The following is a 13,682-nucleotide window of genomic DNA, read 5'->3' as shown; positions in this document are numbered from 1 at the left end:
AGCGTATTTTTGCGCTTATATTAACTATAGACTATAAAAATAGAAACTATACTTATCGAATAGTGAATATTGATTAACGTGAGGAATGCGACATGAATGGCTCATCTGTGACTGAAACGGATGTCATCATTATCGGTGGTGGCGCAACAGGTGCAGGTGTCGCTCGTGACTGCGCTCGCCGTGGATTAAAAGCAGTTTTGCTAGAACGGCATGATATTGCGACAGGTGCAACAGGGCGTAACCATGGCTTGCTACACAGTGGTGCTCGTTATGCCGTGACAGATAGTGAATCGGCAAGAGAGTGCATAGAAGAAAACAAAATTCTTAAGCGTATTGCCCATCATTGTATTGAAAAAACGGATGGGCTCTTTATTACCTTACCTGAAGATAGTCTCGAATATCAGCAGCAATTTATCACAGCTTGTCAATCTGCTGGCATTGATGCTCAAGCGATTGATCCCGCAGAAGCCATTCGCTTAGAGCCTTCAGTTAACCCGCATTTGATTGGCGCGGTGCGCGTGCCTGATGGTACCGTTGATCCATTCCGTCTAACTGCAGCCAATATGCTTGATGCGCGCGAACATGGCGCTAAAGTGCTGACTTACCATGAAGTGATTGGCTTGATCCGCCAAGGGGATAAAGTCCGCGGCGTGACGGTTTATGACCATCAAGCTAAACGCCAATATGATATTCATGCACAAATCGTGGTGAATGCTGGCGGTATTTGGGGACAAAAAATTGCCGAATACGCCGATCTGAAAATCAAAATGTTCCCAGCGAAAGGGGCATTACTTATTTTAGGTCACCGTCTTAACAACATGGTAATCAACCGTTGCCGAAAACCGGCGGATGCGGATATTTTGGTTCCGGGGGATACCATTTCTCTGATTGGTACTACGTCAACGCATATCGAATATGACCAAATCGATAATATGTATGTGACACCAGAAGAAGTGGATATTTTGATCCGCGAAGGCTCTATGTTATCCCCTGCGTTAGCGACAACGCGAATTTTACGCGCGTATGCGGGTGTTCGCCCATTAGTGGCGAGTGATGATGACCCTTCTGGTCGTAACGTAAGCCGCGGTATCGTGTTACTCGACCACGCAAAACGCGATGGCTTAGAGGGTTTCATTACCATTACGGGCGGTAAGTTAATGACTTATCGCTTAATGGCGGAATGGGCGACTAACAAAGTCTGTGAAAAATTGGGTGTCACAACCCCATGCACGACGGCGCAAGCGCCATTACCGGGTTCTCAACACAGTGCAGAAGAAGCGCTGCGCAATGTGGTTTCTATCCCTGCACCTATTCGCGGTTCTGCGGTTTATCGCCATGGTGATAGAGCGTCTGCTATCCTCAGTGCTAACCGTTTAGATAAAAGCTTAGTGTGTGAGTGTGAAGCGGTGACGGCAGGTGAAGTTCGCTATGCAGTGGAGTCTTTAACCGTCAACAACTTGCTCGACTTACGCCGTCGTACCCGTGTGGGTATGGGTACATGCCAAGGTGAACTTTGTGCTTGCCGTGCTGCTGGATTACTCAATCGCTTTAACGTCACCACACCACATGAAACCGAGCAGCAGCTGGGGCATTTCTTAAATGAGCGTTGGAAAGGGGTGAGACCGATTGCTTGGGGGGATGCTTTGCGTGAAAGCGAGTTTACCAGTTGGGTCTATCACGGATTATGTGGCATGAGTGAAAGTACATTGAGCCAGCCTGCTCAGAAGGAGGCAGAGAATGAAATATGATGCAGTGGTGATGGGCGGAGGCTTAGCCGGCCTTATCTGTGGAATTCGCCTGACTCAGTCAGGGCTCTCTTGTGCCATTGTGAGTGCAGGGCAGAACGCACTGCATTTCTCGTCAGGGTCATTGGATTTATTAACGCATCTTCCTGATGGTACCCAAGTCGAGCAACCGCTATCCATGCTGGAAGCACTAAAACAACAAGCACCGAGTCATCCATACAGTTTGATTGGGGCAGAAAAAGTCACTGAGCTGGCTAAATTGGCACAGACTACACTACAGCAAGCCGGGCTGCATTTGAAAGGTTCGTGCGAAGAAAACCATTACCGTATTACGCCGTTAGGCCATAAGCGAATGACATGGCTTAGCCCTGAATCGGTGCCAACAACCGCGCTCCATCAACCGATGGAATTAGGCAAAATTGCGGTTGTGGGCATTGAAGGTTTTCTCGATTTTCAACCGCAAATGGTGGCGGATGAGTTAGACCGTCAAGGGTTAGAAGCAGAAGCGTGCTATGTTCACTTACCACTGCTTGATCGTTTAAGAGAAAACCCAAGCGAGTTCCGGGCGATTAACGTGGCGCGCTGGTTAGATAGACCTGAAAATATGGCGCAAATCGTGGAAGAAATTGCACCGTTAGTCGCCAATGCGGATGCAGTGTTTATGCCTGCGTGTATTGGTCTAGACAGTGAAGAGCCAATGTTAGAGTTACAAAAACGCTTAGGTAAGCCGTTATTTTTACTGCCAACATTGCCACCATCTTTATTAGGTATTCGCCTTCATGAAATGCTATTACGCCAATTCCGCCATCAGGGCGGGATCATGATGCCAGGGGATAAAGTCACTTCAGTCAATTTCGTGGGGTCACGTATTGAATCTGTGCAAACCCGTAATCACGGCAATATTTCATTGAAAGCTAAACACTTTGTGTTGGCGACGGGGAGTTTCTTTAATAACGGCTTGGTGGCGAAATTTGACCAAGTGTATGAACCCTTGATGAATTTGGATTTAGGCGAAATCGGCGATCGCGCCAAATGGACGAATAAAGAGTTCTTTGCTTCCCAACCGTATATGGCGTTCGGTGTACAAACAGACGGGAATTTACGCGGTAAAAAACACGGTGAAACCATCGAAAACCTGTATGTTGCGGGTGCAGTATTAAGCGGGTTTGATCCGCTCACTCAAGGTTGTGGTGCCGGGGTTTCGCTGGTTAGTGGCTTATATGCCGCGAATGAAATCGTGAATGAATTTGCTAAAGATAAAGCCATGCAGGCGGAGGTGGCGCAATGAGTATTCAAGATGCAAGCTTTGAAAGCTGTATAAAATGCACCGTTTGTACCACCTATTGCCCAGTGGCAAAGGCGAACCCACTGTATCCGGGACCAAAACAAGCGGGTCCTGATGGTGAGCGTTTACGCTTAAAAGATCCGATGATGTACGATGATGCATTGAAATTCTGTACCAACTGTAAGCGTTGTGAAGTGGCGTGTCCGTCTGATGTGAAGATTGGCGACATTATCGCACGTGCTCGTAATACCTATAGCCAGCAGAAACCGAAACTGCGTGATGCGATTTTAAGCCATACGGACATTATGGGCTCCTTATCGACCCCATTTGCACCTGTAGTCAATACCATTACTGGCTTAAAACCCGTTCGCCAAATTCTGGATAAAGCCCTGAAAATTGACCATCGCCGTGAGCTGCCGAAATACTCATTCGGTACTTTCCGTCGTTGGTACGGTAAACACGCCGCAGAGCAGGCAAAATTTGAGGAGCAGGTAGCATTCTTCCATGGCTGCTATGTGAATTATAACCATCCGCAACTCGGTAAAGATTTAATCAAAGTTTTCAATGGAATGAACATCGGTGTTCAGCTGTTAAAACGTGAAAAATGTTGTGGTGTGGCACTGATCGCAAACGGATTTATGAAGCAAGCGAAACGCCAAGCGAATGTGAATTTGGAATCACTCCAAGAGACGATTTTGGAGAAACATATTCCCGTCGTGGCGACTTCATCGACCTGTACATTTACCATTCGTGATGAGTATACCCATGTGCTGGATGTCGATACTTCTGAGATGCGCGATAACATTGAATTAGCGACCCGCTATATTTATCGTCTTCTGGAAGAAGGGCGCGAGCTGAAACTGAAACACACACCGTTAAAAGTGGCGTACCACACACCGTGCCATATGGAAAAAATGGGTTGGACATCCTACACCCTTGAGCTGATTAAGCGTGTACCGGGTGTAGAACTAATTGTTTTAGATTCACAATGTTGTGGTATCGCAGGAACTTACGGGTTCAAAAAAGAGAACTACGAAGTTTCCCAAGGTATTGGTGCGGGGCTGTTCCGCCAAATTGAAGAGAGCGGCGCGGATATGGTGATCACCGACTGTGAAACCTGTAAATGGCAAATTGAAATGTCCACCAGTAAGAAATGTGATCACCCAATTTCACTACTGGCTCGCGCGCTCGAATAATTAATTGTTGTGTTGAGTTATGTGAAAGATAGTTAGGTTTTGTTAAGTTAACCCTTTGGGAGATAAGTGATGGCTTATCTCCCTTTTTTATCTCAGTGCTGCGGGGATAATTGCTTCTTGCTGGCGGTAGCGAAGAACGCTTTTAAAATAAAGTTCAGTAATAAACCATAAGCAGGCAAGAAGAACAGCATACAAATTAATAACTTGAAGACGTAATCAACGAGAGCGATTTCCATCCAGTTTGCTGCCATAAACGGATCGCTGCTGTGATAAAACGCGATAAAGAAGAACGCGATAGTATCAATCAAGTTACCAAAAAACATGGCGCAGGCGGGAGCCACAAACCAGCGTTTGTTTTGGCGCAGGCGGTTAAATACGCTGACATCCAAGATTTGGCCGAGGACATATGCCATAAAACTTGCCGCCGCGATACGCGCAACAAACAGGTTAAATGTCATGATAGCTGCGAAACCTTGCCATTCTCCTTGGAAAAACAGAGCTGAAATCACATACGAAATTAATAATGCTGGTAGCATGACCGCGGTGATAATTCGACGCGCTAATGGTGCACCATAGATACGAACGGTTAAATCCGTAGCAAGGAAAATAAAGGGAAAGGTAAACGCACCCCAGGTAGTATGAAACCCAAAAATATTAATGGGTAACTGCACCAAGTAGTTGCTGGATGTAATAATTAAAATATGAAATAACGATAGCCAAATTAACGCAGTGGCTTTTTGCTGCGGAGTAAACGTAAACATATTGTACCTTTTTAGTCGCAATGGGGTGAGGGAACCCATGAATAACATCCCTAAATTGGGAAGAGCGCATCATACTCTCGTTGCGCAACAAAATCAAAACTGTTCATCCACTGCGCGTGGCTTTACAATAAGCCCATTGATGACCAAGAGAATGTGGTGTTATGTCTGATTTATTTTCTAATCCAACGAAAACCCTTGATACGCTAGGGCTACGCTGCCCTGAACCTGTGATGCTAGTGCGTAAAACTGTGCGCAATATGGCGGACGGTGATACTCTGTTAATTATTGCAGATGACCCTGCCACCACCCGCGATATCCCCGGTTTTTGCCGTTTTATGGAGCACGAGCTGCTGGCGGTTGAAGCGGAGAATGCGCCGTATCGTTATTTATTGCGCAAAAAATCCAGCGGCTTGTAATACCTAGCCAGTGGCATTGATGAGAGATAGCCTTTTTGCTTCGCAGGAGGCTATTGTTGATGGGCGGTCAGTAAGTGCTTGAATTTCACTGATTGATAATTCAGTGATTTTACTGATAGTTTCTATGTTTAAGCCAAGTTGTAGTGCATTTAAAGTTACCTCTTGTTGGCAGATGGCTTTACCTACTTTGAGTGCTGTTTCTAATCCCACAGTGAATTCTTCCTCAAATCCTTCTACAAATCCTTGTGCAAATCCTTTCTTATATCCTTCATATCTTAAACGTGTGGCAATATTCATAACTATTTATCCTCGATGCTTACATAATTTGTTGTTTAATTGAGCGCTTGAATTTCACTGGCTGATAACCCAGTGAGTTTGCTGATAACGTCGATGCTTAAACCAAGTTGTAAGCTCATCAATGCCACTTTGAGTTGATTCTTTTTTTCTCCTTTCTCTATTCCTTCCTCTATTCCTTCATTTTTTAACCGCTGTGCAATATTCATAATAGCTCCTCGATGGTTTTCGGCTTGATCGACTAACGTCTTAACGATATGAGTGTAATAAGGTGAATCCAGGATGATAAATAAGTAATTCAAGATAGTGATCACATCATCTTTGTCATTATAGTGGCTGTTTAATATTTGAACGAAGTGTTCAGTGACTCTCTGGTGGTCATTTCGTAGTTTTTTGTGTTTCATTGCGAGTTCCATCACAGCAATTTTGCGGTGACTAACTATTTCGGTATCCTCGACTATGGTGATATCCACCAACGGGAATGGGCTGCTATACAGGTCATGAGCTATTTCTGAGTGGGGCAAGCATTGTGTCCATGTACCGTCATAAGGATAGGGGGATGTTTCCCCGTGATAAAACAGAATGGGGACAACGAGCGGTAAGGTTTTATGCCCTTGCTGTAGATGTTGATTCATCGCCATAAATGCGTAGTGCATTAAACGCCAACCCATCAACTTGTCAGGTGTCGACTGATGCTCGACTAACAAATAGATATAGCTATCTCCCATTTTTGTTTGTACAGAATAGAGAACATCGGAAAACCGAGTTCTCAGTTTGCTATCAATAAAAGCTGAATTAATGAGGGTAAGCGTATCGAAATCGCACAAGCGTTTAATTTGCTCAGGTAAATGAAGCTCAAAGAAATCTCGGGCATTACCCTGCTTTGTCATAAAGCCTTTAAAGGCGGCATCATGAGGTATTGAACTTGCATTATTCGCCATATCCACGCTCAGCAAATGTTGTCGATGAGCGAGATATTACCCAATATTTCTGTGTGCGGGAGAAAAGTTAGTCCTAAATTCAGACGGTGAATGGTTCATGTAACTCTTTGCTGTAATTGATGATTTTAAATTTCCCATACATAAAAAAACGCCGTAATGATGACCATTACGGCGTTGAGATATCAAACTAAAGAAAGGCTATTTTTTGATTTCGGGCAGCTTAACGCGCAGTAAGCGAACCGCGTTGGCGGTGACTAATGCGGTGGCACCAGAATCCGCTAACACGGCAACCCATAATCCAGTGATACCTAACAAGCTGGTCACCAAGAAAACGGCTTTTAAGCCCAAGGCGATAGTGATGTTCTCGCGGATGATCTTCCGTGTGGCTCTGGATAATGCGACGATTTCAGGTAATCCAGTCAAACGGTTATGAGTTAAAGCGGCATCCGCAGTTTCTAAAGCAACGTCAGTACCGCCACCCATGGCAACACCAATGCTTGACGCTTTCATGGCTGGGGCATCGTTGATACCGTCACCTACCATCATGGTGTTGTGATCGCGATTAAGCTCCATCACCGCGGTGACTTTATCTTCTGGTAATAATCCTGCACGGAACTCCATGCCGAGTTGATTTGCGATGGCGCTGGCGGCTCGCGGGTTATCACCTGTTAGCATCACTGCATTGACATTCAGGGATTTCAACATAGCTATCGCATCAGCAGCATCGCCACGTAAGGTATCTTGCAGGGCGGTTAAGCCAATAACGTGGTTATCTTCTAACGTGACGACAACTGTTTTACCTTGTGCCTCTAACGCTTCCACTTTTGCTTGCCATTGACTGTTTAATGGCGGCTCTACCCTTGATGGTGCGCTGACTAACACTTGCTTACCATTAAAGGAACCTTCAACCCCTTTACCCGCTAGCGCTTTACGCTCTAACGCTTCTTCAACAATGATAGATAACTCTTCAGCTTTGTTGACGATAGCTTTAGCCAGCGGGTGATGAGAGCCGACTTCAACCGATGCCGTGACACGAATCAACTCGCTTTCACTCAGACCTTCAACTGGGACGACATCGGTGACGTGTGGTTTGCCTTCCGTCAGTGTGCCTGTTTTATCCAGTGCAATGGTGGTGACTGTTCCCAATAGCTCTAATGCAGCGCCACCTTTAATTAAAGCTCCACGGCGAGTAGCCGTTGCCAGTGCTGAGGTGATTGCCGCAGGGGTTGAGATAACCAGTGCACAAGGGCAACCAATTAACAACAGAGTCAGACCACGGTAAATCCAAGTGTCCCATGCTGCGCCGAAGAACATTGGTGGAATCACTATCACCAAGGCCGAAATCAGCATGATAATTGGGGTATAGATACGGCTGAAGCGGTCGATAAATCGCTCAATAGGCGCGCGGCGCTCTTCCGCTTCTTCAATCAGTTGTAAGATACGGTCGATAGCATTTTGGCCTTGCTCTGACACCACTTCCATTTGTACTGCTTTGTCGACGGATAAGCAGCCCGCAGCCACTTTTTCTCCGGCACTGCGTTCTACAGGGACGGATTCACCCGTTAATGCGCTTTCATCAAAACTCGCGAACCCAGTAACAAGCATTGCATCGGTTGGTAATCGGCCGCCAGGTGCAATTTCAATGATGTCACCAGGGCGTAACTGTGCGACAGGAACCGACGTTTTTTGTCCATCCTTGATAAGCACGGCATCTTCAGGGACCAAAGCCATGAGTGCGCTAACACCTCGGCGAGCACGCCCAGCAGAGTAGGATTCAAGCATTTCACCCAGCATAAACAGCAAGATAACCATGGCGGCTTCTTCAGTTGCTTGGATGAAAATCGCCCCTACAGCGGCAACGGTCATCAAGGTTTCAATCGCAAATGGTGTACCAGTACGGATCAAACGTAACGATTTACGCGCGATAGGGTATAACCCAAATAACGTGGTTAGGATAAACGCAACGTTGCCCAGCTGCGGGTTAACAAACTCAAGTCCCCAGCTGATAGCCATCAGGATAGCTAAAATGATGACGGGCTTCGCTTCACTCAGTAAGCTTGGTGGCGGTGCTGACGCTGCACTCGCGCTACCCACATCATGTAGTTCGTAACCTGCGGCTTCGACAGTTGAACGAACGACGGCGGTGACGTCTTTGTCAGCATCGACGACGAGTTTTTCAGTAGCAAAGATGACTTTGGCTTGAGCGACTTCGTGAATTTGGGAAATCGCATTTTCGATTTTACTCGCGCAGCTTGGGCAATCCATCCCGCGTACAATCCAGCTAAAACGCTGTTTAGCGGTTTGGGTAGGCTCTACATCATCATTTGCAGCAGATGTTGAGCTACAGCAGCTACCATGTTGATGGGATTTTTCATCATCATCATGAGCATGATTTTTGTCATCGCCATGATGATGTTCATGGGATGATGCGTCATGGCTCACCGCTTTGCTATTCTCTACAGATGCTGATGAGCAAGTGTTTCCTGAGCAGCAAGACGTGCTGTGTGCATGGGTATCTTTATGAGAGTGTGAGTGCATAAGCGCCCCCTTTTTCTAGATGCGTTTTTAACCATGTTCTCTAATTAAGGTTAAGTCTACACTTTGGAGTAGACTCTAGAGTCAAACGAAAAAGGGGAGGCCAATTGATAAAATTCTCAAACAGCACGTTTTATCAATTGGCGGGGAATTACAAGTAAATGGCGCGAACAATAAAGAACTGACCGAGGAAGTAGAATGCTGCCACGACGGCTTTAGAGGCTTTGAATGGGAAACGGAAATGGGCAATTAACCAGATACAGTGAGATAAAAATAGCAGAGAAGCGCCCACCATAATCGAGAAGTTAAACTCTCGACCTAGCCCAAAGTATTGGTCTCCAGCTACCCACATCATAATCATGCTCATAATAATAGAAGCGAAAACAACAGGTTGCTGGCTTTCCAGTTTTCCCCAAATTAGCACAAAGGTGATGGCTGCGATAGCGATTGGGGCGATAAGCCAAGGTAGATACAGGCCAAAGTTGAATTGCATTCCAAAGCTAATGGTGTAAACCAAATAACTTAAGAACATAAGTCCTAAAGAGGTAAGCAAGTGCTCACTAGAAAATATTCTAGAGAGGTCGGCAACTAAGGAAAGCACTAAACCGCCTAAAATTAGGTAGGTTTGCACATTTAAGTCGTCAGAACTCCATCCCCAGAATAATAGAAGAAGCAAAGTGATAGGGAGGAATAACCAACGTTGCCACTCAGGACCACGATAGGCTGCATCAACATACAGCCAGCCAGAAAATAAAACAGCGAGGAATGGCCAACTAATCATACACATATCCTTAAAAGCTTCTGGAAAAGAAAAATCACTGATAGCGATTTAAGATGGATAAATAAACTATACCAAGTTTTATTGAAACTATACCGCGTCTTATTGAAATAGTATGGCGTTTATCTGCAATTTGAGCGATAGAGGGTATATACTTATGATAATTCTAAGCTAAATATATAAATTATGAATAAGCCAATTCTCTTAATTATTGTTCTCGCGATTATCGCCGTGTTAGCCACAAAGCGTTTTTTTGACCAAAAGAAACAGAATGAAATTAATGATAATTCATTGCCTGTCAGTCAGTTAGTGCTCGTTAAAGAGAAAAAGGATTACCCTTATCCAAATATGCGTTCCCGGGAGCGCGATGTGGTATCCCCTGAAACTTTTCGCTATGAAATTTATTTCCAGACTCAAGCTTCAGGAGAAACGATTAAGGTGATCGTCAGCGAAGAGCAGTACCAAGGTGTTGAGTTGGGGGCTAAAGGTAAGCTAACTCTACAAGGTACGCGATTTATTCGCTTCGAACCTTCTGAATAAACGGTTATTTCTTTTTAGCGGCTTCAATAGCCGCTTTTGTTTTTTTATGCATGGCGAGCATTTCAAATACACCAAAAAAGAAAATTTTTGTCTGCTGGAGCCCTGTTAGCTTTTGATCTTTAGGTAAGCTGGCTTTTAGGAAGATAGTCTGCAATGCATGCATGAAAATCATAAATACCATTGCGACATCCATGAAGTATTTCAATGGTTTAGGGAATGGATGCACAATATTAAAGATCATAAAGCCCCAAACACAAATCATAAGCAGACGTCCGATATTAATCAGCATCTTTTTCTCCCTGCATACTTGATGAATGAACAGATTGACGAATAAACAGACGATACGCAACTTGACCTGCTACCTTTTCACGGTGTAGCTGCCAGTTTGCGGGAATATCAGTAAGTGGTAACTCCGCTTCTGACTCTACATAAATCCAACTTTCATCAGCTAACCACTGATTTTTTTCTAACAGCGTGATGGTTTCTCCAAGTAGCCCTTTACGAAAAGGTGGGTCGATAAACACCACATCACAAGGCGTTCCCACTTGGCTAAGAACGGTGAGGCTGCTGTTATTAATAACGGTTGCATTATCTGCTGCTAAGCGAATTTTGTTCTCGCTAAGAAGCTTGGCGTTTTGTTTATCAAGTTCAATAAACGTGACGTGCTCGGCAAAGCGAGATAAGGCTTCAAAACCTAAAGCGCCACTACCTGCGAAGCAATCAAGACAGCGAGCATCACGGATCACTGGCATTAACCAGTTAAAGAGCGTTTCTTTGATGCGATCAGTGGTGGGACGTAAGCCCTCACTATCGCGTACAGGCAGTTTTCGCCCACGCCACTTACCACCAATGACACGAATTTGCCCCAAGGAGGCTGTTTGTGGTTTTTTTGCCATAATATGTATAGTTGCTTAGTTCATTGAGGAATGTATAAATTATTGGGGACTATTGTAGCGCTTCAGTTTCACGGTTTTAACAGAAAAATAAGAATAAATTGTCAGGATTTTTCTTTCAGATATGTGTTGCTGCGCGATGAAATGATAGACTGCATGTAATTTTATTGCGATTTAATTTTAAAACGCCATGTTTTTACCGCGAGGAGTGTAGTGGCTGATGGCTAAAGATAAGAAAAAAGGCTTTTTCTCATGGTTGGGATTTGGTCGTAAGAATGAAGAAGAAACCCAGCAACCGGATGGCGAACTGAAAAATGATGTTGTTCATGATACTGAGCAACGCGATGCCGCCACAGCAGAAGCTGAGCGTCAACATCAGGCAGAGCTTGATGCAATTAAAGCGGCAGAAGATGAAGCTGAGCGCCAATATCAAGCTGAACAAGATGCGATTACGGCTGCCGCTGAAGAAGCTGAACGCCAGCATAAAGCGCAATTAGAGGCGATGCGCATTGCGGCAGAAAACGCAGAGCAAGAGCGCCAAGCGGCAGAAGAAAATCGTATAGCAGAAGAAAAAGCGGCGAGAGAAGCATTAGAAGCGCAGGCTGTACGCCAAGCTGAAGAAGCCGCGGAACGCCAACGCCAAATTGAGCAAGCTGCGATTAAAGCTGCCGAAGAAGAAGCTGAGCGCCAGCATCAAGCTGAGTTAGCCGTTATCAAAGCCGCAGAAGAAAAAGCGGAACGTGAATACCAAGCAGCGGAAGCCGCTCGTTTAGCGCAAGAGCAAGCTGAACGCGAGCGTCAAGAGGCGGAAGCGGCTCGTTTAGCGGAAGAAGAAGCGGAGCGCCAACGTCAAGCGGAACTCGCTGCTATCAAAGAAGCGGAAGCAAAAGCCGAACGCGAACGCCAAGAGGCGGAAGCGGCTCGTTTAGCGGAAGAAGAAGCAGAGCGTCAACGCCAAGCGGAACTCGCCGCTATCAAAGAAGCGGAAGCAAAAGCCGAACGCGAGCGCCAAGAGGCGGAAGCAGCTCGCTTAGCGGAAGAAGAAGCAGAGCGCCAGCGCCAAGCTGAACTCGCGGCTATCAAAGAAGCGGAAGCAAAAGCCGAACGTGAACGCCAAGAGGCGGAAGCAGCTCGCTTAGCGGAAGAAGAAGCAGAGCGCCAGCGCCAAGCTGAACTCGCGGCTATCAAAGAAGCGGAAGAAAAAGCCGAACGCGAACGCCAAGAGGCGGAAGCAGCTCGCTTAGCGGAAGAAGAAGCAGCTCGCTTAGCGGAAGAAGAAGCTGCTCGTATAGCAGAAGAAGAGGCCGAGGCGGCACGTTTAGCAGAGGAAGAAGCAGCTAAAGCTCAGCCAGTTGAGCAGGAAAAACCGAAAAAAGAAGGTTTTTTTAGCCGTTTAAAGAAAGGGTTATTAAAAACTCGTCAAAATTTAGGTTCTGGTTTCCTTGGTCTATTCAAGGGCAAAAAAATCGATGACGACCTTTTTGAAGAGCTAGAAGAGCAATTATTAATTGCGGATGTCGGTGTTGAAACTACCCGTAAAATCATTGATAACTTAACGCAGCACGCTTCCCGTAAAGAACTAAAAGATGCCGAAGCGTTGTACGGCAAGCTGCGTGAAGAAATGTCTGATATCTTAGCCACTGTAGATAAACCATTAGAGATCGAAGGTAAAAAACCTTATGTTATTCTGATGGTTGGTGTTAACGGTGTGGGTAAAACAACAACGATTGGTAAATTAGCGCGTCAGTATCAATCAGAAGGTAAGTCCGTCATGTTGGCGGCGGGTGATACATTCCGTGCCGCGGCGGTTGAACAACTGCAAGTGTGGGGCGATCGTAACAATATTTCAGTTGTCGCTCAGCATACTGGCGCGGATCCTGCTTCCGTAATTTTTGATGCGATTCAATCTGCTCAAGCAAAAGGCGTGGATGTTTTGATAGCAGATACCGCAGGGCGCTTACAAAATAAAGCGCACTTAATGGAAGAATTGAAAAAAATCGTCCGTGTGATGAAGAAACTTGATGAGTCAGCCCCTCATGAAATTATGCTGACCCTCGATGCGAGCACGGGACAAAATGCGGTTAGTCAGGCTAAAATTTTCAATGACGCCGTAGGTTTAACCGGTATTACACTGACAAAACTCGATGGTACAGCAAAAGGTGGCGTAATCTTCTCAATCGCCGATCAGTTCGGTATTCCAATCCGTTATATCGGGATTGGTGAAGGTATTGAAGATTTACGCCCATTTAAAGCCGATGACTTTATCGAGGCTCTATTTGCCCGAGAGGAATAATTTTC

The 13,682-nt window shown here is 45.5% G+C and carries 13 protein-coding genes; 6 read left to right on the top strand and 7 right to left on the bottom strand.

Annotated elements, in window-relative coordinates; genetic code table 11:
• Window positions 1-92 precede the first annotated feature (92 nt).
• The 3 genes from glpA to glpC are packed head-to-tail and all read left to right on the top strand — an operon-like array spanning window position 93 to window position 4,226.
• The gene (gene glpA, locus LDO51_RS03460) at window positions 93-1,748 is read left to right on the top strand and encodes an anaerobic glycerol-3-phosphate dehydrogenase subunit A (protein ID WP_225576361.1); all 1,656 of its coding nucleotides are present in this window, start codon (window positions 93-95) and stop codon (window positions 1,746-1,748) included.
• Window positions 1,738-3,033 carry a glycerol-3-phosphate dehydrogenase subunit GlpB gene (gene glpB, locus LDO51_RS03455; RefSeq protein ID WP_225576360.1) on the top strand — a complete coding sequence of 432 codons (1,296 nt, stop codon included), beginning with the start codon at window positions 1,738-1,740 and terminating at the stop codon, window positions 3,031-3,033. Before glpA ends, glpB begins: the two co-directional genes overlap by 11 nt.
• Window positions 3,030-4,226, top strand: a complete 1,197-nt coding sequence (gene glpC, locus LDO51_RS03450) for an anaerobic glycerol-3-phosphate dehydrogenase subunit GlpC (protein ID WP_225576359.1) — start codon at window positions 3,030-3,032, stop codon at window positions 4,224-4,226. The genes glpB and glpC overlap by 4 nt, the downstream gene beginning before the upstream one ends.
• Window positions 4,227-4,318: 92 nt before the next feature.
• Here the strand turns inward: glpC and LDO51_RS03445 are convergent, their stop codons facing one another.
• Window positions 4,319-4,987 carry a 7-cyano-7-deazaguanine/7-aminomethyl-7-deazaguanine transporter gene (locus tag LDO51_RS03445; RefSeq protein WP_225576358.1) on the bottom strand — a complete coding sequence of 223 codons (669 nt, stop codon included), beginning with the start codon at window positions 4,985-4,987 and terminating at the stop codon, window positions 4,319-4,321.
• A gap of 161 nt (window positions 4,988-5,148) precedes the next feature.
• Between LDO51_RS03445 and tusA the strand changes: the two genes are divergently transcribed.
• Complete coding sequence (gene tusA / locus LDO51_RS03440) at window positions 5,149-5,403, top strand: sulfurtransferase TusA (protein ID WP_132496635.1); 255 nt, start codon at window positions 5,149-5,151, stop codon at window positions 5,401-5,403.
• A gap of 3 nt (window positions 5,404-5,406) precedes the next feature.
• Here tusA and LDO51_RS03435 read toward each other — a convergent pair whose 3' ends face one another.
• The 4 genes from LDO51_RS03435 to LDO51_RS03420 all read right to left on the bottom strand — a co-directional run bounded on the left by LDO51_RS03435 (window position 5,407) and on the right by LDO51_RS03420 (window position 9,954).
• A complete protein-coding gene (locus LDO51_RS03435; RefSeq protein WP_225576357.1) occupies window positions 5,407-5,700 on the bottom strand; it encodes a hypothetical protein in 294 nt (97 codons plus the stop codon).
• 35 nt (window positions 5,701-5,735) lie between these two features.
• Window positions 5,736-6,638 carry an Rpn family recombination-promoting nuclease/putative transposase gene (locus LDO51_RS03430; protein WP_225576356.1) on the bottom strand — a complete coding sequence of 301 codons (903 nt, stop codon included), beginning with the start codon at window positions 6,636-6,638 and terminating at the stop codon, window positions 5,736-5,738.
• 198 nt (window positions 6,639-6,836) lie between these two features.
• A complete protein-coding gene (locus LDO51_RS03425) occupies window positions 6,837-9,176 on the bottom strand; it encodes a zinc/cadmium/mercury/lead-transporting ATPase (RefSeq protein WP_225576355.1) in 2,340 nt (779 codons plus the stop codon).
• Between the two features lie 148 nt (window positions 9,177-9,324).
• Window positions 9,325-9,954 (bottom strand): lysoplasmalogenase, encoded by a 630-nt coding sequence (locus LDO51_RS03420; RefSeq protein ID WP_225576354.1) that lies wholly within the window; start codon window positions 9,952-9,954, stop codon window positions 9,325-9,327.
• Window positions 9,955-10,137: 183 nt separating this feature from the next.
• On the opposite strand from LDO51_RS03420, the gene LDO51_RS03415 reads away from it, so the two are divergent.
• A complete protein-coding gene (locus tag LDO51_RS03415) occupies window positions 10,138-10,491 on the top strand; it encodes a DUF2500 family protein (RefSeq protein ID WP_225576353.1) in 354 nt (117 codons plus the stop codon).
• Window positions 10,492-10,495: 4 nt separating this feature from the next.
• Here the strand turns inward: LDO51_RS03415 and LDO51_RS03410 are convergent, their stop codons facing one another.
• The gene (locus LDO51_RS03410; protein WP_036956002.1) at window positions 10,496-10,780 is read right to left on the bottom strand and encodes a DUF1145 family protein; all 285 of its coding nucleotides are present in this window, start codon (window positions 10,778-10,780) and stop codon (window positions 10,496-10,498) included.
• Complete coding sequence (rsmD, locus tag LDO51_RS03405) at window positions 10,770-11,387, bottom strand: 16S rRNA (guanine(966)-N(2))-methyltransferase (protein WP_225576352.1); 618 nt, start codon at window positions 11,385-11,387, stop codon at window positions 10,770-10,772. The genes LDO51_RS03410 and rsmD overlap by 11 nt, the downstream gene beginning before the upstream one ends.
• A gap of 217 nt (window positions 11,388-11,604) precedes the next feature.
• On the opposite strand from rsmD, the gene ftsY reads away from it, so the two are divergent.
• Window positions 11,605-13,677, top strand: coding sequence for a signal recognition particle-docking protein FtsY (ftsY, locus tag LDO51_RS03400; protein ID WP_225576351.1), 2,073 nt, complete (start codon window positions 11,605-11,607; stop codon window positions 13,675-13,677).
• Window positions 13,678-13,682 lie beyond the last annotated feature (5 nt).

The sequence above is a fragment of the Providencia alcalifaciens genome (assembly GCF_020271745.1).
Taxonomy (GTDB): Bacteria; Pseudomonadota; Gammaproteobacteria; order Enterobacterales; family Enterobacteriaceae; genus Providencia; species Providencia alcalifaciens_B.
Note: the sequence above shows the minus strand (reverse complement) of the source record. Positions and strands in the feature narration are given on the sequence as shown.

Bases quoted from the DNA above. Each gene is read 5' to 3' on its own strand.
- glpA (WP_225576361.1), top strand. From the start codon at position 93: ATGAATGGCTCATCTGTGACTGAAACGGATGTCATCATTATCGGTGGT.
- glpB (WP_225576360.1), top strand. From the start codon at position 1,738: ATGAAATATGATGCAGTGGTGATGGGCGGAGGCTTAGCCGGCCTTATC.
- glpC (WP_225576359.1), top strand. From the start codon at position 3,030: ATGAGTATTCAAGATGCAAGCTTTGAAAGCTGTATAAAATGCACCGTT.
- LDO51_RS03445 (WP_225576358.1), bottom strand. From the start codon at position 4,987: ATGTTTACGTTTACTCCGCAGCAAAAAGCCACTGCGTTAATTTGGCTA.
- tusA (WP_132496635.1), top strand. From the start codon at position 5,149: ATGTCTGATTTATTTTCTAATCCAACGAAAACCCTTGATACGCTAGGG.
- LDO51_RS03435 (WP_225576357.1), bottom strand. From the start codon at position 5,700: ATGAATATTGCCACACGTTTAAGATATGAAGGATATAAGAAAGGATTT.
- LDO51_RS03430 (WP_225576356.1), bottom strand. From the start codon at position 6,638: ATGGCGAATAATGCAAGTTCAATACCTCATGATGCCGCCTTTAAAGGC.
- LDO51_RS03425 (WP_225576355.1), bottom strand. From the start codon at position 9,176: ATGCACTCACACTCTCATAAAGATACCCATGCACACAGCACGTCTTGC.
- LDO51_RS03420 (WP_225576354.1), bottom strand. From the start codon at position 9,954: ATGATTAGTTGGCCATTCCTCGCTGTTTTATTTTCTGGCTGGCTGTAT.
- LDO51_RS03415 (WP_225576353.1), top strand. From the start codon at position 10,138: ATGAATAAGCCAATTCTCTTAATTATTGTTCTCGCGATTATCGCCGTG.
- LDO51_RS03410 (WP_036956002.1), bottom strand. From the start codon at position 10,780: ATGCTGATTAATATCGGACGTCTGCTTATGATTTGTGTTTGGGGCTTT.
- rsmD (WP_225576352.1), bottom strand. From the start codon at position 11,387: ATGGCAAAAAAACCACAAACAGCCTCCTTGGGGCAAATTCGTGTCATT.
- ftsY (WP_225576351.1), top strand. From the start codon at position 11,605: ATGGCTAAAGATAAGAAAAAAGGCTTTTTCTCATGGTTGGGATTTGGT.